Annotated in this window: 23 protein-coding genes and 1 pseudogene; 8 read left to right on the top strand and 16 right to left on the bottom strand. The window is 61.4% G+C overall.

Features of this window, described 5'->3' with window-relative positions; translation table 11 throughout:
* Position 1: 1 nt before the first annotated feature.
* The 4 genes from sctR to sctU are packed head-to-tail and all read left to right on the top strand — an operon-like array spanning position 2 to position 2,825.
* The gene (gene sctR / locus TAN611_RS19940; RefSeq protein ID WP_187044034.1) at positions 2 to 655 is read left to right on the top strand and encodes a type III secretion system export apparatus subunit SctR; all 654 of its coding nucleotides are present in this window, start codon (positions 2 to 4) and stop codon (positions 653 to 655) included.
* Between the two features lie 7 nt (positions 656 to 662).
* The gene (gene sctS, locus TAN611_RS19935; protein ID WP_015673951.1) at positions 663 to 923 is read left to right on the top strand and encodes a type III secretion system export apparatus subunit SctS; all 261 of its coding nucleotides are present in this window, start codon (positions 663 to 665) and stop codon (positions 921 to 923) included.
* A complete protein-coding gene (gene sctT / locus TAN611_RS19930) occupies positions 923 to 1,738 on the top strand; it encodes a type III secretion system export apparatus subunit SctT (protein ID WP_203066929.1) in 816 nt (271 codons plus the stop codon). Before sctS ends, sctT begins: the two co-directional genes overlap by 1 nt.
* Positions 1,731 to 2,825 (top strand): type III secretion system export apparatus subunit SctU, encoded by a 1,095-nt coding sequence (gene sctU, locus TAN611_RS19925; RefSeq protein ID WP_111736373.1) that lies wholly within the window; start codon positions 1,731 to 1,733, stop codon positions 2,823 to 2,825. Before sctT ends, sctU begins: the two co-directional genes overlap by 8 nt.
* A 19-nt stretch (positions 2,826 to 2,844) precedes the next feature.
* Here sctU and TAN611_RS19920 read toward each other — a convergent pair whose 3' ends face one another.
* From TAN611_RS19920 to TAN611_RS19870, 11 genes are all read right to left on the bottom strand, one after another.
* On the bottom strand, positions 2,845 to 3,267 hold the full coding sequence (locus tag TAN611_RS19920) for a CesT family type III secretion system chaperone (protein WP_232251600.1): 423 nt from the start codon (positions 3,265 to 3,267) through the stop codon (positions 2,845 to 2,847).
* Between the two features lie 16 nt (positions 3,268 to 3,283).
* Complete coding sequence (locus tag TAN611_RS19915) at positions 3,284 to 8,263, bottom strand: AvrE-family type 3 secretion system effector (protein ID WP_203066928.1); 4,980 nt, start codon at positions 8,261 to 8,263, stop codon at positions 3,284 to 3,286.
* Positions 8,264 to 8,322: 59 nt separating this feature from the next.
* Positions 8,323 to 8,511, bottom strand: coding sequence for an HrpT family type III secretion system protein (gene hrpT, locus TAN611_RS19910; protein WP_111736376.1), 189 nt, complete (start codon positions 8,509 to 8,511; stop codon positions 8,323 to 8,325).
* Positions 8,512 to 8,521: 10 nt separating this feature from the next.
* Positions 8,522 to 10,567, bottom strand: coding sequence for a type III secretion system outer membrane ring subunit SctC (sctC, locus tag TAN611_RS19905; protein ID WP_111736377.1), 2,046 nt, complete (start codon positions 10,565 to 10,567; stop codon positions 8,522 to 8,524).
* A gap of 78 nt (positions 10,568 to 10,645) precedes the next feature.
* The gene (locus TAN611_RS19900; protein WP_111736378.1) at positions 10,646 to 10,873 is read right to left on the bottom strand and encodes an HrpF protein; all 228 of its coding nucleotides are present in this window, start codon (positions 10,871 to 10,873) and stop codon (positions 10,646 to 10,648) included.
* A gap of 76 nt (positions 10,874 to 10,949) precedes the next feature.
* A complete protein-coding gene (sctL, locus tag TAN611_RS19895) occupies positions 10,950 to 11,564 on the bottom strand; it encodes a type III secretion system stator protein SctL (protein ID WP_203066927.1) in 615 nt (204 codons plus the stop codon).
* Entirely contained in the window at positions 11,551 to 12,132 is a 582-nt protein-coding gene (locus TAN611_RS19890; protein WP_111736380.1) for a serine kinase, read from the bottom strand. The genes sctL and TAN611_RS19890 overlap by 14 nt, the downstream gene beginning before the upstream one ends.
* On the bottom strand, positions 12,129 to 12,899 hold the full coding sequence (sctJ, locus tag TAN611_RS19885) for a type III secretion system inner membrane ring lipoprotein SctJ (RefSeq protein WP_111736381.1): 771 nt from the start codon (positions 12,897 to 12,899) through the stop codon (positions 12,129 to 12,131). Before sctJ ends, TAN611_RS19890 begins: the two co-directional genes overlap by 4 nt.
* A 5-nt stretch (positions 12,900 to 12,904) precedes the next feature.
* Positions 12,905 to 13,258: an EscI/YscI/HrpB family type III secretion system inner rod protein gene (locus TAN611_RS19880; protein ID WP_111736382.1), complete on the bottom strand. Its 354-nt coding sequence runs from the start codon at positions 13,256 to 13,258 to the stop codon at positions 12,905 to 12,907.
* 65 nt (positions 13,259 to 13,323) lie between these two features.
* Positions 13,324 to 13,581, bottom strand: a complete 258-nt coding sequence (locus TAN611_RS19875; RefSeq protein WP_105232584.1) for a hypothetical protein — start codon at positions 13,579 to 13,581, stop codon at positions 13,324 to 13,326.
* A 151-nt stretch (positions 13,582 to 13,732) separates the two neighbouring features.
* Positions 13,733 to 14,692: a sigma 54-interacting transcriptional regulator gene (locus tag TAN611_RS19870; protein ID WP_238404482.1), complete on the bottom strand. Its 960-nt coding sequence runs from the start codon at positions 14,690 to 14,692 to the stop codon at positions 13,733 to 13,735.
* Positions 14,693 to 15,281: 589 nt separating this feature from the next.
* Here TAN611_RS19870 and TAN611_RS19865 point away from each other — a divergent pair.
* Together TAN611_RS19865 and TAN611_RS19860 are read left to right on the top strand one after the other, a co-directional pair.
* Positions 15,282 to 16,064, top strand: a complete 783-nt coding sequence (locus TAN611_RS19865; RefSeq protein WP_203066925.1) for a hypothetical protein — start codon at positions 15,282 to 15,284, stop codon at positions 16,062 to 16,064.
* Between the two features lie 4 nt (positions 16,065 to 16,068).
* Positions 16,069 to 17,049, top strand: a complete 981-nt coding sequence (locus tag TAN611_RS19860; RefSeq protein ID WP_111736384.1) for a hypothetical protein — start codon at positions 16,069 to 16,071, stop codon at positions 17,047 to 17,049.
* 62 nt (positions 17,050 to 17,111) lie between these two features.
* On the opposite strand, the gene TAN611_RS19855 is transcribed toward TAN611_RS19860, so the two are convergent.
* The 4 genes from TAN611_RS19855 to TAN611_RS19840 all read right to left on the bottom strand — a co-directional run bounded on the left by TAN611_RS19855 (position 17,112) and on the right by TAN611_RS19840 (position 20,479).
* Entirely contained in the window at positions 17,112 to 18,023 is a 912-nt protein-coding gene (locus TAN611_RS19855; RefSeq protein WP_203066924.1) for a lytic transglycosylase domain-containing protein, read from the bottom strand.
* Between the two features lie 75 nt (positions 18,024 to 18,098).
* Positions 18,099 to 19,067 carry a hypothetical protein gene (locus TAN611_RS19850; protein WP_203066923.1) on the bottom strand — a complete coding sequence of 323 codons (969 nt, stop codon included), beginning with the start codon at positions 19,065 to 19,067 and terminating at the stop codon, positions 18,099 to 18,101.
* 160 nt (positions 19,068 to 19,227) lie between these two features.
* Complete coding sequence (locus tag TAN611_RS19845) at positions 19,228 to 19,614, bottom strand: thioesterase family protein (RefSeq protein ID WP_105232578.1); 387 nt, start codon at positions 19,612 to 19,614, stop codon at positions 19,228 to 19,230.
* A 76-nt stretch (positions 19,615 to 19,690) separates the two neighbouring features.
* The gene (locus tag TAN611_RS19840) at positions 19,691 to 20,479 is read right to left on the bottom strand and encodes a helix-turn-helix transcriptional regulator (protein WP_105232577.1); all 789 of its coding nucleotides are present in this window, start codon (positions 20,477 to 20,479) and stop codon (positions 19,691 to 19,693) included.
* A gap of 111 nt (positions 20,480 to 20,590) precedes the next feature.
* On the opposite strand from TAN611_RS19840, the gene TAN611_RS19835 reads away from it, so the two are divergent.
* Both TAN611_RS19835 and TAN611_RS19830 read left to right on the top strand, forming a co-directional pair.
* Positions 20,591 to 21,208, top strand: coding sequence for an NAD(P)H-binding protein (locus tag TAN611_RS19835; protein WP_203066922.1), 618 nt, complete (start codon positions 20,591 to 20,593; stop codon positions 21,206 to 21,208).
* A complete protein-coding gene (locus tag TAN611_RS19830) occupies positions 21,208 to 22,365 on the top strand; it encodes a YbfB/YjiJ family MFS transporter (protein WP_187044043.1) in 1,158 nt (385 codons plus the stop codon). The genes TAN611_RS19835 and TAN611_RS19830 overlap by 1 nt, the downstream gene beginning before the upstream one ends.
* Positions 22,366 to 22,412: 47 nt before the next feature.
* On the opposite strand, the pseudogene TAN611_RS19825 reads toward TAN611_RS19830, so the two are convergent.
* Positions 22,413 to 22,622, bottom strand: a pseudogene (locus TAN611_RS19825) (zinc ribbon domain-containing protein YjdM); the annotation flags it as partial.
* Positions 22,623 to 24,203: the final 1,581 nt, after the last annotated feature.

Raw genomic sequence — 24,203 nt, 5'->3', positions numbered from 1 at the left:
TATGGAAGCGCAGTCGCTCAATCCGATGATGCTGGCGCTGTTTCTGGGAGCGCTGTCGCTGGTGCCGATGCTGATGATCGTCTGCACCTGTTTTCTCAAGATTTCCATGGTGCTGCTGCTGACGCGCAACGCGATGGGCGTGCAGCAGGTGCCGCCGAATATGGCGCTGTACGGCATCGCCCTCGCCGCGACGCTGTTTGTGATGGCGCCGGTGTTTAACGATATGAGCCAGCGGCTTAAGGCGATGCCGCTCGATTTCAGCAATATGGAGCGGCTGGAGTACACCTTCGGCAACGGCGCCGAACCGCTGAAGGCGTTTATGACGCGCAATACCGACCCGGATATTCTGACGCACCTGCAGGAGAACGCCGCGCGCATGTGGCCGAAAGAGATGGCGCAGTCGCTGACGCCGCAAAGCCCGCTGCTGGTGATCCCGGCGTTTGTGCTGTCCGAACTGCAGAACGGCTTCAAGATCGGCTTTTTGATCTTTATTCCCTTCCTGGTGCTGGATCTGATCGTCTCCAACGTGCTGCTGGCGCTGGGGATGCAGATGGTGTCGCCGATGACGGTCTCGTTGCCGCTGAAGATCCTGCTGTTTGTTCTGGTCAGCGGCTGGACCCGGCTGCTGGACGGCCTGTTTTATAGCTATCTGTGAGGCGGCGATGGATATACTGAGCTTTTTTCGTCAGGCGATGCTGCTGGTGGTGCTGCTCTCCGCGCCGCCGCTGATCGTCGCGGTGCTGGTGGGGGTGATCACTTCGCTGCTGCAGGCGGCGATGCAGCTGCAGGATCAGACGCTGCCGTTCTGCCTGAAGCTGGTGGCGGTAGGGGTGACGCTGGCACTGACCGGGCGCTGGCTCGGGGTGGAGCTGCTGCAGCTGACGCAGAACGCCTTTGCCATGATGTCGCGGGTCGGCGGCTGATGCTGTGGGGCGACCTGCTGGATCAGCTGTTTCAGTATCTGCTGGCGCTGCTGTTGGGCATGGCGCGCATCTTTCCCTGCGTGTTGCTGACGCCGATCTTCTCCTTCAACGTGATCAAAGGCGTGCCGCGCGCGGCGATCGTGGCGGCGTTGGCGCTGTTTATCGCGCCGGCGCTGCAGGCCGAGATCGCCGCCGGCCCGCCGCCGCTGCTGACGCTGACGGCGCTGGGGCTGAAAGAGATGATCCTCGGCGCGCTGCTCGGGCTGGTGCTCGGGCTGCCGTTCTGGATGATGGAGTCGGTCGGGGCGCTGTTTGACAACCAGCGCGGCGCGCTGATGGGCGGCCAGCTCAACCCGCTGTTGGGGGCGGACGTGACGCCGCTGGGCCACCTGATGCAGCAGTCGATGATCCTGCTGCTGATGGTGGGGCCGGGGCTGGGCAGCATCACCCAGGTGCTGTGGGACAGCTACCGCCTGTGGCCGGCGCTGGCGTGGATGCCGCTGCCGGGCGAACAGGGCTGGGGCGTCTGGCTCGGCCTGCTGAAAACCACCTTTGTCGATATGGTGCTGTACGCCGGCCCGCTGGTGGCGCTGCTGCTGCTGATGGATTTCGCCGTCGGCATCATCAGCATCTACAGCCCGCAGATTCAGGCCACGGTGCTGACCATTCCGGTGAAGTGCCTGCTGGGGCTGTTGTTTTTCGTCTTGTACCTGCCGGTGCTCAACCACCTGGCGGGCGAACGTCTGTTTGAACTGCGCGATCTGAGCGCCATTCTCGGCACGCTGCTGCAACCGGCGGGAGGATCCGATGGCTGAAAAAACCGAACAGGCCACGCCGCAGAAGCTGCAGGAGTCGCGGAAAAAGGGACAGGTCGGCCAGAGTCAGGATATCCCGAAGCTGCTGATCTCGATCGGCATTCTGGAGACGATCTTTGCGCTGGTGGAGAGCGGCATGCAGCGCATGGAGTCGATGATGCTGCTGCCGCTGTTGCGTCTGCGTGACCCGTTCGGCCATGCGATGGAGGAGGTGATCGCCGACTCGCTGCTGGTGTTGGCGCTGTTTTCCGCCATCGTCTGCAGCATCGCGCTGCTGCTGCGGGTGCTGGGGGGCTGGATCCAGTTCGGCCCGCTGTTCTCGGTGGAGGCGCTGCTGCCGAAGCCCGAATCGCTCAACCCGGTGAACCAATTCAAGAATATGTTTTCCGGCCGGCAGATGGCGCAGTTGCTGACCAGCATTATCAAGGCGGCCGCCATCGGCCTGGTGCTGTGGCTGTCGCTGGCGCCGGAGATGGGCAACCTGGCGCGCCTGGCGCAGAGCACGCTGGACGGCTTCTGGCACGGCGTGCTGCAGCTGTTTATCAGCTGCGCGCGCCGGGTGCTGCTGGTGCTGTTGGCGCTCAGCCTGATGGATTTCGGCGTGCAGCGCTTCTTCTTCCTCAAGCAGCAGCGGATGAGCCACGAAGATATCCGCAACGAATATAAGCAGAACGAAGGCGACCCGCATATGAAAGGGCACCGGCGTCAGGTGGCGCAGGATATCCTGAACGAAGAGCCGAGCGCGGCGCGCAACGTGGCGGTGGAAGAGGCCGACGTGCTGCTGGTCAATCCGACCCACTACGCGGTCGGGCTTTATTACCGTCCCGGCGAAACGCCGCTGCCGCGTCTGGTGTTCAAGGCGCACGGTGACGATGCGCACTATCTGGTGGATCAGGCGCAGCGCGCGCATATTCCGGTGGTACGCTATATCTGGCTGACGCGTACGCTGTACCGCACCACGCCGGAAGGCAGCTGGATCCCGCGTGAGACGCTGAAGGCGGTGGCGCAGGTCTACCGCCTGCTGCGTGAGCTGGAGGACAGTTACCTGAACGAAGTGATTGAGCTGGAAGAGGAGCCGTTTCCGTAACGGCTCCCCGGGGCAGGGGTCAGGCGACGGGGCGCAGGCGTTCCAGCAGATCCGGTATAAAGTCGCGCACCTGGTGGCCGCGTTCGATAAAACCGTTGAGCAGCAGGGCAAAACCGGCGTGATCCAGCTGGCTCAGCGCGCTGCGGCCGCACAGGCGCAGGTTACGCTCTTGATCCAGCGCCAGCCAGCAGCCGTCCATCGCGCCGATCTCAAAGTTCATCGTCAGCAGCGTCTGCAGCATGGCCGGCGTTTGCCAGGCCGGATCGGCGGGCAGAATCAGGCAGTGCAGCATCAGCATCTCGCCCGGCGGCGGCAGTTCCAATACCGCCAGCTCCCGGCCGCGCTCATCCTGCAGGGCGCAGACGCCGTTTTCCATGTGCAGTTCGGTGTGCAGGCTCGCGCCGTAGCGGGCCAGCAGTTTTTGTATGTAGTGCGTTTCCACAGATCTCTCCTCGGGTTTATGCATCTTTCAACAGTCGCCCCTGCGCCCACGCCCGGTTGAGCGGTTCGCTTAACGCAGCGTTCTGACGGTCGGCGAGTTCGCCTTCAAGGCTGTAGCTCAGCGGCGCGCTTTGATCGACGCCGTAGCTGAAGCTGATCTTGCCCAGCTTGCGCTCTTTCTCGATGCTGACATTACTGCCGCCGCCGATCAGAAAGCGTGGGGACATGATGCCGTCGCCCTTGGATTTACTTTCGACAAAAGCGATGGATTTGATGCGCATCTTGCTGCGATCCTGCAGCTGCCGTTCGAGATCCTGGCGCTGGATATTGCCGTGCAGCCAGCTTTCCACCAGCTCTCTGCGGTCTTCATCTTTCAGTTCCAGCGTCACCTCCGCCTTGGTGTCGGTGCTGAGCTGCATCTGGCCGATCAACCCGGCGAGGCGCGGATCCTGCGCCATCATGGCGCCGATGCGGTTGGCGTTACTGTTGGCGTGGTTGTCGTCCTGCATCTCAAAGCGGAAAGCATCATGGATCCAGTGCGGCAGGCTGTTGCTGTCCAGCTTGGCCAGGTTGTTGTAGGTGGATTGATACTCCAGCGCGCCGGGCAGCGGCACCTTGTTATCCATGGCTTCGCGCTGGTGGATCAGTTTCTGCAGATCGCGGATCGCCGCATGCTGGCTGTTGTTCAGCGTTTTGGCGCCAAGCAAATGTTGGAGGAAGTGGTCGTTCAACACCGCCAGCTTGGCCTTTGGCGAGGTGTCACCGGCGCTGTCCTGCACCGTGGCCAGCACCCGGGCGTCGGCCGGGCCGGTGAAGGCCTTGCCGAGGGTTTCCGCAATCTTGTCGATATGGGTGTGATCCAGCGTATGCGGTTCCGCCAGCTCCATATTGATTTTCTTTTTGGTGCGGCCGTCAAAGGTGTAGCGCGCCGCCAGCGCACTGGTTGCCATAATCGGCTCGCGCGCATGTTCGGTTTTGCTGCTGACGCCGACGGGCACCATAATGCGGGCGTCCAGATTGCCCTGATTCAGATAGCGTACCCGGTTGTCGCTGTGGCTGACTTTGCTGCCCTCCGCATTGTGCGCATCGCTGCGTTCGCGCTGGCCGTGCAGCAGATTGGCGCCCGCCGCCAGACCGCCGCCGAGGCGCGCGCTGGCGACGTTGGCGGTCTCGTTTTTGTTGGTCATCGGCAGGCCGAGACTGGCCTGCGCCGAGGCGTTGATATCCAGACTCAGGTTCCAGACGTTGCCGTTTTTCACCTTGTGATCGATGGCCTTGTCCAGCATATCCATCGGCCTGAGCTGGTTGGTGGTCAGCTGCTCCAGAAACTGCGGCAGCTCGTTATCGCTCAGGCTGAAGGTCATGCTGTTTTGCGACTGGCGCTGCAGGTTCAGCGGCAGCGATGCGCCGAAGCGCACCACCGGCGACAGTTTGTGGTTGCCGTCCGGGCCGAAATTCAGGCTGTCTTCATTCAGGTGGCCGGTCAGCACGTTGACCCCGGCGGCGCCGAACACGTTCAGGCTGCCGCCGCCGTTGCGGGCGACGGTCACCGTCAGTCCCGTTTCTTCACGGGTAAAAGCCAGGCTGTAGTCGCGGTCAAGATTCACCCGCGCGCCGACCGAGCCGATGATCTGGTCGCCGGGAAGGGTGACGCTGGAGACAAAGCCGCTGTGGCCGTTGCCGAAGGTCAGCGCTTCGCCGTTTTTCAGCGCCAGCAGCTCCTTGCCGAGCCGCTGCGTCAGCTCCTCGCGGTTGCCGGTCTGGAACAGCGTGCTGGCGGTGACGTAGGTGCCGTGGTGCTGCTTGGAGAAGGCCTTGACCGTTCTTTTCATGCCGTCGTAATAGGCCTCAAGCTGGCGGGTATTCTGGAAGCCCTGATCGGACAGTTTCTTCACCGGGTGCTGATCCCACTGTTCGTCGCGGAGGTTACGCACGGTGTCGCGCAGGGTGTTCAGGCGCTGCGGGTCGGACGCCGGGGCGGACTGACAGTCGCTCAGCGCCTGGTACAGCTTTTCCTGCGTCAGCAGATCGAGAAACAGGCGTGATTTCAGCAGGCCGATATCGTCGTGGTAGTCGCGTTCGTCCTTCAGGTGGTTGATCACCACGCGGTTATTCTCCATGGCGCTCAGGGTTTGCAGCGCGTCCTGCGCCGATTGCGAACCGTGGTTGCCCAGCAGATGCCGCAGGGTGCCGGCCAACTGCGGATCGCGCTGGCTGTGGCGGTTGAACTGGCCGCTGCGGGTGTGCTGCAGTTTTTGCGGGTTGTCGATCACCCGGTTGTGTTCATCCACTACGCCGTAATGTTTGCCCACCGCGGCGCTGTGCAGGTTCAGGCTGCGCCCGAGCATCTCGCCGAAGCCGGCGATCTCTTTGTGCAACTGCTGGTGTTGTGCATCGGCGCTCTGTCCCAGCCCCAGCGCGTCGAGGCGCGTCTCCAACGTTGGCAGGCTGTTGAGTTCGGTGGTGCTGCCTGCGGACGGCGCCGGTTTGCCGGCGATCTCGACGGAGAGCTGCTGCTGGGCCCGGTAGCAGGGTCTCAGCCCGTCACGGCCGCTGGCGCGGTGGATAATTTCATTGCCGAGGTTTTTCAGCGGTCGCGGCATTTTGCCTTGCGGCTTGAACAAGAAGGCCTGCATGCGCTTTTTAAACGGATTGTTCACCTGGCGCGTATTGTTGCCGCTGGCGCCGAACACCTCAAATTCTCGCTTATAGGTAATGCCGGTTTTGGGGATGCGGCCGCTTTTGCCGCTGGCGTCCAGCCGGTCGAAGGTCTGCTGCGAGGCGTCGTTTTGGTAGGAGGCCGGCGCCGTATCGTCGGTGGCCTGCCAGCTGCCATTGTGCCAGGTGGCGGAGTGGCCGCTGTCATCCGCCGCCACCAGCCGGCCCTGTGCATCATTGTGCAGACTGGTGAGCCGGCCGAGATCCGGCGGTGGCGTCACCGGCTGCCAGGCGGTAGCGGCCTCATTCTGTTGGCCGCCTCCCGGACGCAGCGCCGGCGGCAGCCAGCCGCCCGGCGCCAGACTGAACAGCTGTCCGCCGCCGGTCAGGCCGAACAGCTGATGGCTGGCATTGCCGGCCAGATCTTTCAGCCTGTTGTCCGGCGTCCGGGCGTCGGGCAGTCCCTCGCTGCCAATCGGCCGCGGCGGCATGCGCTCGCGGCGCAGACCGGGGATGATTTGGTGCAGCTGCACCCGGCCGTCTTCGTTCAGCGAGGCCAGACGTCCGTTGCCCAGCGACGTGACGGTTTGGGTCTTGCTGTTCTTGTCCAGCCCGGTCAGGGCGAGATCGGCCTCCACGCTGTTACGTACCCGCGTAAGGTGAAACAGGTTGTTCTGGAGGGAAGCCTTGTTGCCGGCCTGATTGATCTTCAGCGGTTTGACTTCGCCGTCCTCCACTTTATACGCCTGGCCGTCGTGGCCGCGGATCAGACGCTCGGCCTTTTCGCCGCTGGCCTCCCAGTGGCCGGTAACTTCATCGCGAAAGTGCACCTTGCCTTCAATCAGCGCCAGCTTGCCGAGCCGGCCCAGATCGACGACGTTGTGCGGCAGCGGTGTGCTGAGGCGCAGCCCTTTCTGATAATCCATCACCATGCTGTCGCTCAGGTTCCAGCCGGGGGTGACGCCGGTGTCGTCCAGCTGGCAGCTGAATTCGTGATTGTGACGGTTCTTCACCACGGCGTGGATGCGATCGTCGCCGTCGTTCAGCAGCGCGGTCAGCTGTGCGTCGGGGTCGGAGAACAGATGGCGAATTTGGGTATCGCGGCCGTCTTGTTCCAGCTCCAGAGTCGGCGGTATTTCACCGTCCGGCAGCGCGGCGCGGTGCAGGCGACCGCCGTCGTCGAACGCCAGCAGTTCATTGCCGCGCAGGGCGATGGCGGCAGGATAAAACGGCTGCGGTTCGCCGCTGCCTTCGCGAGCCAACTGCAACTGCAGCGGCTGCGGCGCGCCGTGCGCGCCCGCCGGGCGAAACAGCAGCTGTTGTTTGCCGGCGGCTTTGTCCGCCGTCAGCGCCAGCAGCGCACCGTGGCGGTTGAGCGCATAGGCGGAAACTTTCTGACTGAATGTATGTTCGGTGCGGCCGGTGCTGAGGTTCAGCAGTTGTTTATCGTCCTGCAGCGCAAACAGCTGGCCGTTGCCCTGGCGGCTGAGCTGACTGAAAGGTTTGGCGTCGATACCATGCATCGGCTGCCATTCGGCGGGGAGTTCCGATGTGTATTGGTATAGACGATCGCCGTACAGGCGCAACGCTTGCTCGTCCTGGCCGGTGTGGTAGATACCGGTGAGTTTTTCCCGCAGCGCCTGCGCCGGCTTGGCGACCGTCTTCGGCTCGTCGCCGCCCCAGCTGACGCTGCCGTTATTGCCGGCGACGGGCGTCTGCTGCGGCGGTACCGATAGCCGGTGGGTGAAGGCGGTAAACGCCAGCGGATCTTCGTGCAGATGAATCAGCCGGTTTTGCCGGTCGAGCAGCGTATGGCCGTGCTCATTACCGTTGCCATGCCAGCGGTAGCGCTGGTTATTGGCGTTGAGGGTATTTTCCAGCAGCGGGCCTAATGCTTCGCCGGCGTTGATATCCAGCGTGCCGTTATCCCGGCGGCTTAGCCCCGTCAGCTGGGCGGTGGGCGCCTGAGACCGCCACTGGTGCTGAGTGCTGCGCTCCAGACGCCGGCGCTGCGCCTGCTTTTGCGCCAGCGTCGTCTGCTCCTCCGGCGTGACGGCCGGCGGTTCTTCACTGGCGCCGTCGATGCCGCCGAGCCGACCGTTGAGCTGCACCGCCCAGTTGCCGGACTCACGGGAGAGTTGAGGGAGCTGCGGCGCGGCGTTCTGGCGCTGGCGCAGGCCGGCCGGAGGGCGGGATGGTGAAGACAGGGGCGCGCGCTGCATTGACGGCGCGGTGCTGCCGCGGACGGTGTTGCCGCCGCTGCGGGCGGCGTTCTCGTCGCCCGTCCGCCGCACCCGATTGAATAAAGCGCCGATGCTGCCGCTGATTGACGTCGTCATAGCCTCTCCTTTATCGCAGATAGTCGCCGAGTGCGGAGGGCGGGCCTCCGCAACCGCCGTCAGGGGTTAACCTGTACCCGGGTGTAATCCGTCGGACCGTTGCGCAGGTCCGGCTGCCACCAGATGGTCAGACTGTTGTCGCCGGACTGCGGCCGGCAGTCGACGCTGGCGCAGCCTGGCGGCGCTTTCGGGGCGCAGGCGGCGAGCAGCATGGCCGCCAGCAGGACGGCGATAAATCGGATAACCATGTTCTTCTCCTTAGCGGGCGCTGGCGATCAGGGAGGTGCGTCCCGGCCTGACCACGGCATTTTTTTCAAACGCGACGTACACCTCGACCGACTCGCCGGGGCGCAGCTGTGAATGCGGCCAGGCGGCGACGGCGAGGGTGCGGTCGCTGCGGCAGGCGGCTTCATCAAAGCGTCGGGTGACGTTGCTGGTATTGGTGATCACCCCGACGGCGATCTGCACCGAGCGGTTGCCGTACCACTGGTGGCGCTGCGCATCGTTGCTGAAGCCGGACGGGATGCGGCACAGCGTGCTCAGCGTCTGGCCGCTGCCGCCGGCCGTCATGCCGCTGGGCTGACGGTTTTCCGCCAGATCGCGCAGCGCGGATTCCAGCATGCCCTTCATATCGGTGTACTTGTGGCGGCGGTTGATCTCACCCATGGCGTTGTTCAGCTGATCGCGGTTTTCGCTGGCGATATAGCGGGAAGGATCCACCTGATCGCCCACCAGATGCGGCGTGATGATAAACAGCCGCTCGCGCTGCGAGGTTTCATGCTGCGAGGTGGTGAACAGTTTGCCGATCAGCGGAATGCTGCCGAGGATCGGAATGCGCCGTTCATGATCGCCGCTCTCTTTGGTGTGGAAACCGCCCATCACCAGCGAACGTTTCGCCTGCACCAGCGCCTGGGTGCTGATGGCGCCGTTGCGGGTGCCTTCGGCGTCGCCGTCGTCGTTTTTGTTCAGCTTGCCGTCCTCGACGTCGACGATCAGCTGCACCGACGAGCTGGCGCTGCTCTTCCCGCCGATGGCGCGCGGCGTGACGCGCAGGCTGGTGCCGGCGGTGACCGCCTGGATATCCGCCACCCGCTCGCCGATGGCGCGCACAAAGGCGGTGTCGCTGAAATCGATCACCGCCGGCTGGTTTTCCAGCGTCATGATCGACGGGTTGGCGATAATCGACGCGGTGCCTTCCCCCTCCAGCGCCTGGATATCGGCAAAGAAGCGGCGAAAATCGGTGACGAACAGCGTGCTGGGGCCGGAGAGCAGCGTCGAACCGCCGGTGACGTTGCCGAACTGGCCGGCCCAGCTGCTCGACAGTCGCGCCATCTCGCTGCGATCGATATCGACGATCAGCGCATCGATCTCGATCAGTTTCTGCGGCACGTCGATCATGCTGACCAGCGACTGATAGGCGCTGCGGTATGCCGGTTTATCGCGCACCAGCAGGGCGTTGTTGCGCACGTCTGCCGAGACTTTGCCCGCCATGTTGCCGAGCGGATTTTTATCACCGGCGCGGCCGTGGCCGGTGCCGCGCCCCACCAGCTGGTTCAGAATGCTCTGCGACTGGCTGCGCATCTGGTCCATTTCGCTTTCGCCGCCCTGAGTGCTGTTCATGCCGCTGGCGCTCGGGCTGCTGTTTTGCCCCAGCAGTTCATTGAGGATGGTGGCTACCCCCGGCACCAGTAGGGTCTGATCGCGGTATTTGATGGTGCGGTCGGCCACCGAGGCGTACTTCAGCGGGAACGACATCATCTCTTTATTATCGTCCTTGGGCTTTTCCGATTTTTTGGTGAAGTCGGCGATCATGGCGACATATTCCGGCGGCCCGGTGACCAGCACTACGCCTTCGTCCGGCAGTTCGCCCCAGCCGAAGCGCGGATCGAGCAGGCCGACGCCTTTCAGCGCCTGTTTGATATCCGGCGCCGCATCGGGGGAGATTTCCAGCCGTCGCGACACCTGCGCCGACTGCGCGCTGACGTAGAGCGTGTCGTTATAGACAAACCATTGAAAACGGTACTCCAGCGCCAGCCGGTTAAGAAACGCCTCCGGGCTGCCGGAGCGCAGCTTGCCGGTGATATTGGCTTCGGGCAGGGAGCTGTCATACAGCGTGACGCCGAAGCTGTCGGCAAAGTCTTCCAGGATGATGCTCAGCGGCGTGTTGTCGGCGGAATAGGCGTAAGCGCCGTTCTTCCACTCGCCGGGCGTAGCGGCCAGTGCGGCATTGAGGCCGGCGCACAGCAGCAGCGCCGCCAGCGCCAGACGTCGCAGGTTAGGTATCGCGGGCAGGGTTAGCACCACTCCTTACTCCTTGCAGTCCATGGTTGAGATGATCTCTGACGATAAAAAAACGGCAGCATGGCGCTGCCGGGGTGTGGGTTAATTAATGGCGTCGATAATCGCTTTACGCATGCCGAATTTGAACTGCGTGTACTGCGAACTGGCCCAGCTGGTGTTGGACATATCCTGCAGTTGGTTCTGGAAGGCATACATATCGCTGAGGCTGTAAGGCTCGCCCGACATCTCTTTGGCGAACTGGTAAGTCTCGTTGTGGCTGCGGCTGGCGGTGCTGCTCAGGCGGCGCTGCAGTAAATCGTCGGAATACATAACGGGCTCCTCTGGATGTAAGGTTCCTCGTTGAGTGGCGCACGCCGCGCGGCGGTTCCATCCTTCAAAAAATTCTTCAGCCGGCCACGCTCTCCGCCGCACCCAGCGCCTGACGCAGCGCCTGCCAGCTGATATGCAGCTCGCCCTGTTCGGTGGTCAGCAGCAGGGTGTCCGGCGGCAGCGAGTCGTCGATCGCCGGCTGCCAGCGCAGTTCCGGCCGCTGCGTCAGCCAGTGCGCCACCGCCGCGTGTCGTTCGCCATGGCTGTACAGCGTGGCGGCGACGGCGGACGGCTGTTTGGCGCGCAACTGCTCCAGCAGAATGTCCAGCTGCCCGGCCGGCGGCACCTGCTCCAGCAGGCGGCCGAGCGCCTGCGCCAGCAGCGCGTCGGCGGCGTCGAGCAACTGCTGCTGCTCGGCGCGGCGCTGCTGCTGCCAGTCGGTGAACAGCGTCCGGGCCTGCTGCCAGAAGGTCTCCTGTGCGCCCGCCAGTAATGCGTCGCGCTCTGCCGCTGCCTGTTGCTGCAGCGCTTCGGCCTGCGTCTGCGCCGCGTCTAGCAGGGCCTGCGCCTGGCGTTCGGCGTCGGCGATCAGCGTTTCGGCCTGATGGTTAATGGCCAGCGCGTCGCGGCTGAGCAGGGCGGCCTGCGGCTCAGGCGGCTGGCGCAGAGAGATTTTTCTAAGTTGCCACATGCGGATGCTCCTCGCCGTCTTCCGTCAGCGTGCGCTGACACTGCCACAGCGCCGCCTCCCACAGCGGCTGCAGCCGCCGGGGTTCCAGCGCCGGCGATGACGGCGGGCAGCGGCAGACGTCGTGATGGTCAAACGCCATGCGCAGGCGCGGCCAGCAGTCGGGGTAGCGCGCCTGCAGCAGCGTCAGGCTGGTGACCGCCGGCGTCTGGCCGACGGACGGCGTCGGCAGCCAGCTTTCCGGCCGCAGCCCTTTGGCCAGCCGGCGACACCAGATTTTCAGTTCGCCGGGCAGCGCCGTCCCGCCGGTGCAGATTTCGGCGACCAGCGCCAGCAGCAGCGAGCGGGCGTCGTCGTCAAGGGCGAGCAGCGTCAGCAACTGCGGCTGCGGCCGGGGCAGCGCCGCGTCCGCCACCCCGAGCCGCCGACGCAGCGCAGCGCCGCGCACCCGCGCCAGAGCGGCGGCCGGTGCGGGGAACGGCAGCGCCTGACGCCAGCTGGGGTGTGCGTCGCGCCAGAAGCCGCTGTGCCACCAGTCGAGCCAGCGCAGCGTGGCATCGATGTCGCTCATGAGGCTTTGCCCGCGTTCGGCGTCGCGCCTTTTTTCGCCGAGCGCCGCAGCGCGACGATGCCGAGGCCGATCAGCAGCAGCAGGCTCAGCACGCTGAACAGCGTTTTCACCAGCGAATACTGGCCGGGCGTCAGGGCGAAGGGGCCGAGGTTGACCACCGGCGTCTGGTCACGCCAGGCCCTGGCGGGCACGAAGACGATCGCCAGGTCTTTATCGTCCCGCCCCACCAGGCCGGGAATGCTGGTGGCCACCAGACGGCGGATACGCGGTTCAATGCTGTCGGGATCCAGAGAATCGGCGTATTTGATAAACACCGACGCCGAGGCCGGCTGCACCGGCTCTCCCGGCGCGATGCGCTCCGGCAGCACCACGTGCACCCGGGCGACCACCACGCCGTCAATCTGCGCCAGCGTCGACTCCACTTCCTGCGACAGGGCGTAGATATAGCGGGCGCGCTCCTCCATCGGGCTGGAGATCACGCCGCTTTTCTGAAATACCTCGCCCAGGTTGGTGCGCGCCTTGCGCGGCAGGCCGGCGGCATCAAGGATGTTCACCGAGCGTTCGATATCCGCCGCCGCGACCAGTACGGACACGCCGCTTTTTTCTACGCGTTTGTCGGCGGCGATATGGTAGTGATTCAGCGCGGCGACAATGTCGTTGGCATCGCTCTCGGACAGGTTGCTGTTGAGCACGGTTTCATCGCCGCAGCCGCTAAGCAGCAGGGCGAGCGCGGCTGCCAGCAGGTATTTCACCAGTGATTGTCCCATAGCCGTTACTGTAGGTTAGTGAGTTTATCCAGGGTTTGCGTGCCCTTGGCGATGATCTTGGCGTTCATCAGGCTCTGAATGTAGTAATCGGACAGCGCGGCGTTCGCCTGGCTGAAGTCCGTCGGGTTGCTGGAGCGGGAAGCGACTTCCAGGTTGCGGAACGCCTGCTGCTGCGCGCGCTGGTTATCGCTGATGGCGCCGCCGAGGCCGCTCAGCAGGCTCTCCTGGCCGTCGCCGGCCGGCGCGTTGAGCGCGGCGCTGAAGGCGTGGATATCGTCCTGATTGGCGTCGGCGGTGTCGGCGGCCGGAGAGGTGAGCGGGGCGCCGGTCAGTGACGGGCCGTTATGGGATATTTTCATCGCAGATTCGCCTGTAGCAAGAGGGGAAAAGCAGGAGGACGCGGCTGCGCCCTCCCGGCGCGGCATCAGTACTGAATTTTGACCTGCGCGGCGGCGGAGCCAGCCTGGGCCGCGCTGTCGGCGATGCCGTTGATGCGCTGGTTTTCCGCATCCAGTTTGGCCTTGTCGACCTGGTTTTGCTGCATTTCCGCCTGCACGCCCTGCATCTGGCTCATAAAGCTGCTGCCGCTGCTGGCGCCGGCGAGTTTGGTGGCGAAGCCGGCGCCGCCGGTAATGCCGTTGGCCAGAGTGGTGCCGAGCGATGGTAATGACATCAATTTCATAACGTTTCCTCTCATATCATTGGATGATAATACGGGTACTTCACGGATTGAGTGGCGGAAGAGAGGAGGCGGTTCCGGCGGCGAGCGATTTTTTTTCCGGCGACCCGCCGCGCGACGGCGGCGACCCGCCGCGCGACGGCGGCGTGGTTCGTCAGGCGTGAATATTGAGCTGTTTCAGGCGGTGATAGAGCGTGCGGCGCGGGATGCCCAGCTCGTGCACCACGTCGTCGATGCGGTGGTCGTGGCGGTTCAGACAGTCGTGGATCAGGCTGCGTTCGATGCGCTTGAGGCGCTCTTTCAGCAAGACCGTGCCGCTCTCCTGCGGCAGCGCCTGATTGAGCGGCGGCAGGCCGAGGATAAAGCGTTCGGCCGCCGCCTTCAGCTCGCGCAGGTTGCCGGGCCAGCAGTGCAGCAGCAGCGCTTCGTCCAGCGCGGTGCTGCGCGGCGGGTGCGACATGCCGAGCCGCAGCGCCGACTCGAGAGCGAAGCGGCGGAACAGCGGAATAATCAGTTCGGGACGCGAGCGCAGCGTGGGCGTTTCCAGCTTGATGGTGTTCAGGCGGAAGCAGAGATCGCGGCGGAAACGGCCGCTCTCCACCAACTGCTCCAGCGGCGTCTGCGAGGCGGCGATCACGCGCAGATTGAGGCTGATTTGTTTGGTGCTGCCGAGGCGCGTAATGGTGCGGGTTTCCAGCACGCGCAGCAGTTTGGCCTGTACCGTCGGCGGCATGCTGTCGATTTCATCGAGGAATAAAATGCCGTTGTTCGCCGTTTCGATATAGCCGGCGCGGGCGTGACTGGCGCCGGTGTAGGCGCCGGGTTCGACGCCGAACAGCTCGCTTTCGGCCAGATTTTCCGGAATGGCGCCGCAGTTGACGGGAACCAGCGGTCCGTTGCAGCCTGAGAGTTCATAAATACGCCGGGCCAGCGTGTCTTTGCCGGTGCCGGTTTCCCCTTCGAGCAGGATATCCACGTGCAGCGGGGCGACGATTTTGGTTAACTTATGCAGGTAACTGTGAATATCGTCGGCCGCGTGCGGCGTCGCGCCGGAGGCGGACGCGTGTGAGGCGTGATTTTCCCTGGCGCAATCGGCCGGTGCCCGAGCGGGCATTCTGGAATCAACAGGCTTAACCATAACTTCTCCGATTATTCTAAACCAGCGCGATCCCGCAGGTTACACTGGTTTAATTGTTGAGCTTCCTGAATCTTTTTTTGACGACGCAAGACTGACAAAACATTACAAAGTATTAGCGTTTGGCTACTTTCCTCTATTGCCTTCCCCTACAGCTATCAGTCCAGGATGATTGTTCGGTAGTCCTTTTCCTGCTTTTTGTAGTCATTTCCCTACAGAGGCGCAGAAACGCCCGTGAGTACGCTGCTTAAGCACATGCCCCGCCATCACTGCGCTGTCAGATGAATTTTTTATGTCTGCGTCCTGCGTCACGCCGAAATTCGGCAAATAGGGAACCCAAGCCGGCGTCGTGACACTCAGCTAGCGAGCCTCAGCCCATCAATCGCCAAAAATGTCAGGAAATTGTAAGTATGTTCTGGCGGGGAAAGCTCGATACTTTTGCAGTTTTAATGATTAACCGGAGGTCTTATGAACGCGAGGTTGACTGGCAGTATGGCTGGAGAAGGGAACGTCCGCGCGCCCGCAACGGGCGGTGCCGGTTTGATGCAAAACAGAGGAGGGTAACCTGATGACACTCAATATATCCGGTTCAGGCGTTGGCATGCCGTTGGTGGGGAATCTGATCGAACGTGCCAACGAAAACGTAGAAAAAATTGAACAGGCCATCTCGCTGCCGCAGCAAAACAGTGCGGTGAAATTCAGCAATGCCAACAATGCGGCGTTTATGCAGCAGATGCCGGCGCACGGGGAAGAGGCGCAGCCCGCGCAGCAGGGCGGGCTGATGCAGAAACTGCTGATGCTGATCGGGCTGCAGCAGCTGTTGGGCGGCAATGGGACGCAGCCGGCCGAGCAGTCGCCGCGCCAGTCGGAAAACAGCGCGCCTGCCGGGCAGTCGTCAGCGTCAGGCGGCGTGGGCGGGGTGATCCAGCAGGTGATGCAAATGATGCAGCAGCTGATGCAGATGATCCAGCAACTGACGGGCGGCAAAGGCGCGCAGAGCGCTGACGGCGTGCAGAACGGTCAGAACGGTGGACAAACGCAGCCGGCCCGCAGTCAGCCGGAGACGCCGGCCTCCGGCGGGCAGTCTCAGGGCGGCGTGAGCGGCCTGGTTCAGCAGCTGATGCAGATGATGCAGCAACTGATGCAGATTATGCAGCAGCTGGCGGGCGGCGGGCAGAAGGCCGCGCCGTCAGGTGAGAACGGCAACGCAGAGTCTGGCGGATCCGCTCAGCCGGCACAGCAGCTGGGCGACGGCAATATGCTGAGCAAACTGCTGGGTTCGGTGCTGCAGATGGTCGGGCTGGACGCGCTGATGTCGAAACTGGGCGGCACGCAGAACAACGGAGGGTAGCGTTATGGTGAGCAATATCTCCGGCCAGGGGGTGTTTCCCCGTCAGGCCGGCCAATCGCTGGAGAACCCGGCAGAGGGCCTGAGTGAAACGCTGCAGACGCCGCAGCTGCGCATCGGGACGGTGAATTTCGGCAATGCGCCGGCGCAGCAGGCGGAGCAGCCGGAAGCGATGCCGCAGAGCGGCGGGCTGTTCCAGCAGTTGCTGATGCTGATCGGTCTGCAGTCGCTGCTGCAGGGCCCGCAGGCGGATATGTCGGCGATGTTTGGCGGCCAGGGCGTCAGCGAGACGGAAAAGGACACCAGCGTGCCGCCGACCGATGACAACCTGCAGGGACGGCCGCCGGGGGATACCCGCAGCGCGCAGGAGATTATCGATGCCAACCCGGTGCTGAAGAACCTCGGTGACCAGAAGGATATCAAGCGCGATGAGCTGAAGCAGCGTTTTGGCGACTGGACCGAGGATAACCCGGATCCCGCCAGCCGCGCCGACGCCGCTTACAATATGGCGCGGGTGCTAAACAGCATCAAAGGGCTGAATAACCGCGAGGGCGGCTCCCGCGGCGACTTGGCGGACAACGGCAAGATTGACGGTATCACCAAGGACGGCGACGCCCGCCACGGCACCGAAGCCGGCGTGTTGAAAGATATCGCCGAACAGGGGCTGAAGGCTTTGCCGAGCAACGGCAACCTGCCGCAGACCAATGACAGTCACGTGCGGCTGGACGGCACCAACAAGGATAACTTCCAGTGGGCGATGGGCGAGATCGGCAAGGCGCTGTCCAATATTCCGATCCTGAAGTCCGTGCTGGCGCCGATGTTCAACAATATGGGCGAGGCCCGTGGCCTGGGTGATGTGTTTACCGGCGCGCTGAAGGGCATTGGCGAGGGGGCGATGAGCGCCGCCCGTGGGCCGGTCGGCTGGGCGATGACGGCGGCGACGGACACCGCGCAGATTGTGATAGATAACGTGAAAAATAAGAAATAGCCGTTAAGGCACCGGGGAAAGCGCCCCTGTACGGCAACGTGCAGGGGCTTTTTTTGCGTGCATCAGGCCGGCAGTTCGCCCTGGCCGGTTTTGATGATATTGGCGAAGTTCAGCACCTTATCGACGTAGGTGGCGTCGCCGGTGCCGGTTTTGGAGATATCGCTCAGGTCGTTGAGGTTGACGTTGTTCGGGCCGGAATTGTAGGCGCGCAGCGCCGCGCCCATGTTGCCGTCAAAGGCGTTCAACTGCTCTTTCATATACAGCGCGCCGGCCATAATGTTGTCCCGGGTACTGTTCGGATCGGCGTCCGGCCCCAGCAGCCCGGGGTTTTTGCTTTGCAGATCGGCAAAGGTATTGCTGTTGACCTGCATCAGCCCGCTGTCCTGCAGGCCGTTGCCGCCGTTCACCGTGCTGGCGCCCAGGTTGCCGCGCGACTCCTGCCAGATTTGCGCCGCTAACACTTCCGCCGGCACGCCGGTCTTATCGGCGGCGTTCTGGATATCCGCTTCATACGGCTTCAGCGCGTCGGGCAGGTGCAGACTGCCGCTACCGGCAGCCGGCGTGCTGTTCTCCGTTGCGCCGGTTGTCGGCTGGCTGCTGGCTGTCTCCGGCGTGCTTTGCGGGGTAACGCCCGGCGTTGACGCGCTGCCCTGCTGCTGCGGCGTCTGCGACCCGCCGTTCTGGCCGTTGGACAGCAGTTGCTGCGCCAGCTGCATAAACTGCGGCATGAGCTGACTGAACAGCATTTGCATCAGGGTGCCGGAAATGGCGCTTTGCAGCTGCTGTTGGATATCGCCGCCGCCGAGCAGGCTGTCCATGTTGGTGCCTTGGGCGCCGCCGTAGCTGATCGGCAATGGCGCGCCGCTGTCTGAGGCGTTAAGCACGGGTTTCTGCGACAGATTATCGCTCAGGTTGCTGAAGTCTCCGCTCTGCCCGAAGGGCTGCGGGACGGGGTTGGATGATACAGAGAGCATCGGTGTCTCCTTGGTGCGGGTGGGTATCGTGGTTGAGTGGCCGCCGTGGGACGCGGGGTCCCGCCCGGCGGTGCGTCAGGCCTTGCCGAAGGTGACGTCCAGCGTCATGGCGTCGGTATGGCGCATCGGGTTCTGGCCCTCCGGCAGCCGGTCGTCGTCCGGGTGCATATAGGTCATGCCGGTGCCGAGCATGTCGGTCATAAACTGGCCGCCCTTGCGCATGGTCTCGCTGGAGCCGTCGTAGTAGCCGGCAATGGTTTTATTCCCGGCAGAATCGGTGCTGACAATGTCTGCCGGCGCGCGGTCGGCAATGCTCTGCCGATCGCCGATTTCAAATCCCTGATGATCGGTGGCGTGAATGGCGGCGTTGCGGCCATCGATATCGCTGGTATTGACGAAGCCGTTATAGAACTCCAGGCGGCTGGCGTCGTCCCGATAGTTGCCGTCGGCGTCGGCCTGCTTCAGCAGGCCGGTAAAGTCATTCTGATAACGCATCTGGCCGCTTTCCCCGGGCTTCAGGGTGATCTCGCCGACCAACTGATTGTGCTGATCAAACTGGCCGATATTGATGTCGTGATCCTGCGTATTGGTGATATTGAAGGTGCGCGGCCCGCTGCCGGCCGACGGACCGTCGGCGGCGCTTGCAGCATGGGCCGTCGGTTTGGCGGCGTTGGTTTCATTCAGCGGCATCGCGCCGCCGGACGGGGCGGCAGTATCGGTATTCTGCTGCGCTGTTTCCTGCCCGCTGCCGTTCTGGCCCTGCATCCTCCGCGCCAGCTCCGCCATCACCTGACTGAGCAGCGCGCCGATCAACTGGCTGAGCGGGTCGCCGGGGTTGGGCTGCCCGTCCGTTGACGTCGGCAGGGCATCAGTCAGCGGCGCACCGAAATTGACGCTGCTCCCGGCGCCCGGCGTGGCGAACTGCACCGCATCGCCGCCGGCGGACTGCCGGGGAAGCTCGGCGGATGTCCAGGCATCGTCCATTGCCGGGCCGCTCTGCCATCCGGCTGCCGGGCGGTAGAAGGAAGAGATATCGACAGACATGGTGAGATCCTCGGTTGGTAAATGGCCATAGTGAGTGGCGGCAAACCGGGGGCGGGTTCCCGAGGCGGGCAGAAATTGCGGGTATGATTCAGGGTGAAACCGGGCTGGCGGGGAAGCGTGAGGCCGCAGGGCGTGTCTGCGGCTACGTGGTTTCAGAGGGTCAGGCGTTGATAAACTCGGCGATGACCGCAGGTACGCTGGGGCGGCCGTTCTCCAGGCAGGTGGCGACGAAGGTGGCGTCGGCGTAGACCTGGCCGTCAACGCGGATTTGCTGCACGAAATTCACCCGGTTGCGCTTGTCGTTTTTCGCCAGCTCACAGGTGACTTCCATCTTGTCGCCCTTGGTCAGGCTTTTGCGAAAGCGCAGGTTGTACTCCAGCACCATATACAGCCGTCCCTGCTTAAACTCCTCTTCGATATCGATGCCCAGCGCCTCTTTCATAAAGGCGTGGCGGGTCCACTCCATATAGAAGGGGTAGTAAAGACCGTCAACCACGCCCTGAAAATCGATGTGTGCTGCGTCAACTTCGTAGTGTTTTACATACATTGAATAGTCCCTTAGTGCCTGATGTGGAATGGATATAAGCGATTTTACCGGATTAAATCACGATTTAGCGGCGGCGTTAACCTGCATCAGCGGTGGGGCCGGCTGCCAGATAGAAAATCAGGTAGAGCCCCGGCGAGTGTTCGATCTCCAGGGAGGTGTAGGTGTAATGGCTGATGCGGCCATCGTCATTGATAATGGCTTTGTTGCCGGTGCCGATTTTCCGGACGTCATGATAATCCCACATGGTGCGAAATTCGCTGCTTCTCGCCGTCAGATCGTCGATCACCGCGCTGAAATCATCACGGTTATTGCCGGCGGCCTGATAGGCGCGGAACGCAGCGATCGTATGTCTGGCGGCCTGCTCCCATTGATAAATCTTTTGTTTGTACTCCGGGCAGACGAACATCAGCTTCAACGAGTTGCGATCCGCCTCGGCAATGGCGGACCAGTCAAAAATCTGCGTTTGCGCGGCCTGATTCCAGTACAGAATGTCCATATTATCGCGGCGGACAAAGGCCGGATGGGGATTGAGCGCATCGACCATCGCCATCACCTCGGCGGGGAGCTGCATCGGCGCCTGATGTGGGGCATCGTTGCCAAATACCATGGTATTCAGGTACTGCTGCTCTACCGGCGACAGTTTCAGCACTCTGCCGATACGCTGAAGCGCCGCCGGCGAGATGCTGATCTCCCGACCCTGCTCCAGCCAGGTGTACCAACTGACGCTGACCGCCGCCAGCTGCGCCACTTCTTCCCGGCGCAATCCGCTGACGCGCCGGTTAAGCGGACTGAAGCCGTAATCGCTCGGATTCAGTTTGGCGCGGTGTTTAACAAGAAAATCTTTGACGGCGGTGTTTCTGGACATGCTGACTCCTGGGTATGACCAATTATCATAGGATAACTGGCCCTCTTTTTCATGGCCGGCGGCGCTTTTATGCTTACTGTAAGACAGACCGTCAGGAATCTCAGGAGCCTTATGAAATCTATCTTTATATACGGTATTACCGGCGATATCGGCCAGCATACGGCACGCCTGCTCAATGAGGCCGGCCACCGCGTATCGGGCGTGGCCAGAAGCGAGGATAAGGCCCGGCCGTTAATCGATCAAGGCATTAACGTGGTGCTGGGCGACGTGGCGTCCGCCAGCGCACAGACGCATCAGGCGTGGCTTGAGGGGGTGGATGTGGTGCTGTTCACCGCCGGGGCGAAGTCGGACGATGAGGCGAAAATCCGCGCCGTCGACTATCAGGCGGTGATTCATTCCGCGCAGGCGGCCATGCATGCCGGCGTCGGCGCCTATGTGCTGGTTTCCGCTTTCCCCGAAGCGGGGCGCCGCCGGGAAACCACCCCGGGATTTGAGTGCTATATGCACTATAAAAAACTGGCCGACGCCTGGCTGGTCAACAGCACGCTGGCGTGGACCATTCTCCGCCCGGGCAGACTGACGGAAGCCGAGCCGACCGGACGCGTACAGGCTGCGCCGGCGCTGCCGTACGGCGAGATTCCGCGCGCGGATTTCGCCGCGTTTGTGGCGGATGCGATCCGCCGCGGCGCCTACCCACAGGCGATTGTCGAAGTGACCGGTGCGGTGTAATGAGCAGCAGACAACATAATATTAAAATCATGCTCACCGGCCTGCTGACGCTGGTCACCGTAATGGGCATCGGGCGCTTTTCGCTGACGCCGCAGATCCCGGTGATGATCGGGGACGGCTACCTGACGCTTTCAAGCGCCGGGATTCTGGCGGCGATGAACTATATCGGCTATCTGGCCGGGGCGCTGCACGTCAGCCGTATGAAGAGCGGGCATGCGGGCTATCTGAAGGCCGGCATCTGCGCCACCGTGCTGGTGACCTTACTGTCCGGCGCGACCTCGTCGTTCGTCCTGCAGTGTCTGTTCCGTCTGGTCGCCGGCATCGGCGGCGCCTGGGCGCTGATCATCGTCACCTCCTGGACGCAGCTGACGCTGGCGGGCAACCGTGCTCCGCGCCTGTCCGCCGCAGTATTTACCGGCCCGGGCGTTGGCATTACGCTCAGCGGGATATTGGCATGGGCCATGGGGTTGCTGCATCTGGATTCTGCCAGCGCATGGTATGTCTACGGCGCGGTGGCCCTGCTTATCAGCCTGATGACGTTTCGCTATCTGCCGGCGACATTCGGCCCGGCTCAGGGAGCGGGCGAAAGCGAGAAGCCGGTTGGCAGTGAGCTGAAAAAACTGGTGGCTATCTATACGCTGGCTGGGTTCGGCTACATATTACCGGCGACGTTTCTGGCGCAGATGGCACACAGCGCCTTTCCGGGCGGCGATTTGGCGGCGTTTTTCTGGCCGCTGTTCGGCCTGTCGGCGGTGGCCGGCGTGGTGATGGTGATCCTGTTTGCGGCGCGCTTCAATACGCAAATCAGCTTGGCGGCGATGATGGTGCTGCAGGGGCTTGGCGTGGCTGCGGCGGTGGTATTACCGGGGGCCGTGGGATTGCTGTGTTCGACGGTGCTGACCGGCCTGGGTTTTTTGTCGATTATGCAGCTGACCATGAGGTTTGCGCGTGAAATCTCCTCCGGTTCGCTGGCAAAAAATGTGGGGCTTCTGACCTCCGGCTATGCGACCGGTCAGCTGGTTGGCCCGCTGGTGTCATCCGCTAGCGTGGCGCTGTTCGGCTCGCTGCATGAGGCGATTCTTCTGGCGGCGGCAGGGCTGGTTCTCGGTGGGATCGGCGTGGTGACCCTGATACGACGCCCGGCTGAGCGGAACTGATGGCCGCGGGCGGATAGCGGCGTACGCCTTTATCCGCCCGAGAGTAATCAGCTTTTCTTCACAAACTCGGACTTCAGTTTCATCTGGCCGAACCCGTCAATTTTGCAGTCGATATTGTGGTCGCCTTCGACCAGGCGGATGCTTTTCACACGGGTGCCGATTTTCAGCGTGGATGAGCTGCCTTTCACCTTCAGGTCTTTAATCACCGTCACCGCATCGCCGTCGGCCAGCAGGTTGCCGTTGGCGTCTTTCACCACCGGCGTATAGCGCGCCGTCAGCCACGCTCTGAAAGTAGATTAGCCCTTCGTTAGCTGTATCGTTCTTTTGTCTTATCAGCTCTTGGCTGGTTATGTTGCGCATGGACATCAATCTGTGAGCGTTTTCCCGTGTCGCCGTTCGGTTGTTGTTGGCGCAAACAAATAGTTTGTGGTGGTAACTTGCAGTATATAAATAGCCATTCAGATTAAAAGGCCTTATGAATGTGTGGGCTATAAGCTGAACGGCAATATGTGCTGGTATGCATTTTTCCCTCTGCTAAGTGTTAGGAACACTGTGCTGTCATGGGCACGGTGCCATGGGTCTGATTGGCGGCAGAGTGCTTGGCCATTTGGTGCTAATAAAACATATCATAAATATAATTTATCAATAAAAGGAGGGGGAGGAGCGAAAGGGAACTCTCGTGCGTTGAAAAAATAATGTACCGTCGCCCTTTTTAAAAAGAAGGAAAAAAATCACATCCAGCCTAATAAAAACAGCCTTTTTCAACGCGGATAATTTTCATCTGACAGGTTTACTATGCGACTGTAAATCCACGGTTATATGGTGGGTATCTTGGAAAGTTCTTATAAATTAAGATGATGATCTTCCATCTTTAGTTACCTTTTGTTACAAAATTTGATTTTCTAATGTTATCGTCAAAGTTTTTAATACTTTGCTAGAATTGGTTTTTAAGCTGTATTTTCAGAAAAGTCCCAAGGTTGGTGCTGTTTGCGATACTGAATGTGGGTAGGGCGGTGATTGTTTTTTATCCTCATTTTTAATCATTTGCTATAGACGCACTCCATCTTAAAAAAAGATTATTTTTTTTTATGTTTTTCATGTGTGTTCCTACGGTGGTAAAGACCGTTACACCCAGAAACCTCTAGGGTCCGCCTGTTGGAGGTTTACGTAGTTACGGCTTAGCTGCGGGAGAAGAAGGGATTATGCAGCACTGAGGTTATCGCAAGATGAAGTGAAAAGTTTGGTTCCCTTGCTGGCATAGGGGGATGTGGCGTTACGAAAAATTTTCCTATTTGTTGCTGCGTTGGTGACGTTCAGTGCTTTGCTGAGTATACACCCCGTGACTTTCCGGTAGATTAACCTCGCTATGTATCACATGACCTTATGGGCCTTGGTTAATGGTTATGGACGGTAGTGTGGCCAAATGAGCGGATGAATGCATGCGGATTGTTTTTTGACACAAAGACATGGCGTGTGTCGGCTGTCATTAACCGTTCAGAGTGTGGAGATAGGTAAGAGCTGATGCTGGAAGCAAGCTTGGATGTTTTCTGTAGGATTAATAGGCTTACTCTGAAATATACAGATTGAGCATTGGTTATTTATTGTTAATAACCCGTAATTATTATCTGGACTAAAAACAATATTTACCACAGTATCATTAAATATAAATGATTCATTAATTTAGCATTGCTTGATGGGATGAAAGCACCATCATAATAAACAATAAGTATTATGTAATATAGAACGTGTTTAACGTGATATTACCTTATATCAATCATCGTAAAAATGATTGTCTGTTGGGTTTAATTTTAATTAAACTCGATAATAATATATTGAGA

The organism is Serratia sp. Tan611 (assembly GCF_905188235.1).
Lineage (GTDB): Bacteria > Pseudomonadota > Gammaproteobacteria > Enterobacterales > Enterobacteriaceae > Serratia_B > Serratia_B rhizosphaerae.
Note: the sequence above shows the minus strand (reverse complement) of the source record. Positions and strands in the feature narration are given on the sequence as shown.

Coding starts and splice junctions, on each gene's coding strand:
- sctR (WP_187044034.1), top strand. CDS start 2: ATGGAAGCGCAGTCGCTCAATCCGATGATGCTGGCGCTGTTTCTGGGA.
- sctS (WP_015673951.1), top strand. CDS start 663: ATGGATATACTGAGCTTTTTTCGTCAGGCGATGCTGCTGGTGGTGCTG.
- sctT (WP_203066929.1), top strand. CDS start 923: ATGCTGTGGGGCGACCTGCTGGATCAGCTGTTTCAGTATCTGCTGGCG.
- sctU (WP_111736373.1), top strand. CDS start 1,731: ATGGCTGAAAAAACCGAACAGGCCACGCCGCAGAAGCTGCAGGAGTCG.
- TAN611_RS19915 (WP_203066928.1), bottom strand. CDS start 8,263: ATGACGACGTCAATCAGCGGCAGCATCGGCGCTTTATTCAATCGGGTG.
- hrpT (WP_111736376.1), bottom strand. CDS start 8,511: ATGGTTATCCGATTTATCGCCGTCCTGCTGGCGGCCATGCTGCTCGCC.
- TAN611_RS19900 (WP_111736378.1), bottom strand. CDS start 10,873: ATGTATTCCGACGATTTACTGCAGCGCCGCCTGAGCAGCACCGCCAGC.
- sctL (WP_203066927.1), bottom strand. CDS start 11,564: ATGTGGCAACTTAGAAAAATCTCTCTGCGCCAGCCGCCTGAGCCGCAG.
- TAN611_RS19890 (WP_111736380.1), bottom strand. CDS start 12,132: ATGAGCGACATCGATGCCACGCTGCGCTGGCTCGACTGGTGGCACAGC.
- sctJ (WP_111736381.1), bottom strand. CDS start 12,899: ATGGGACAATCACTGGTGAAATACCTGCTGGCAGCCGCGCTCGCCCTG.
- TAN611_RS19880 (WP_111736382.1), bottom strand. CDS start 13,258: ATGAAAATATCCCATAACGGCCCGTCACTGACCGGCGCCCCGCTCACC.
- TAN611_RS19875 (WP_105232584.1), bottom strand. CDS start 13,581: ATGAAATTGATGTCATTACCATCGCTCGGCACCACTCTGGCCAACGGC.
- TAN611_RS19870 (WP_238404482.1), bottom strand. CDS start 14,692: ATGCCCGCTCGGGCACCGGCCGATTGCGCCAGGGAAAATCACGCCTCA.
- TAN611_RS19865 (WP_203066925.1), top strand. CDS start 15,282: ATGACACTCAATATATCCGGTTCAGGCGTTGGCATGCCGTTGGTGGGG.
- TAN611_RS19860 (WP_111736384.1), top strand. CDS start 16,069: ATGGTGAGCAATATCTCCGGCCAGGGGGTGTTTCCCCGTCAGGCCGGC.
- TAN611_RS19855 (WP_203066924.1), bottom strand. CDS start 18,023: ATGCTCTCTGTATCATCCAACCCCGTCCCGCAGCCCTTCGGGCAGAGC.
- TAN611_RS19850 (WP_203066923.1), bottom strand. CDS start 19,067: ATGTCTGTCGATATCTCTTCCTTCTACCGCCCGGCAGCCGGATGGCAG.
- TAN611_RS19845 (WP_105232578.1), bottom strand. CDS start 19,614: ATGTATGTAAAACACTACGAAGTTGACGCAGCACACATCGATTTTCAG.
- TAN611_RS19840 (WP_105232577.1), bottom strand. CDS start 20,479: ATGTCCAGAAACACCGCCGTCAAAGATTTTCTTGTTAAACACCGCGCC.
- TAN611_RS19835 (WP_203066922.1), top strand. CDS start 20,591: ATGAAATCTATCTTTATATACGGTATTACCGGCGATATCGGCCAGCAT.
- TAN611_RS19830 (WP_187044043.1), top strand. CDS start 21,208: ATGAGCAGCAGACAACATAATATTAAAATCATGCTCACCGGCCTGCTG.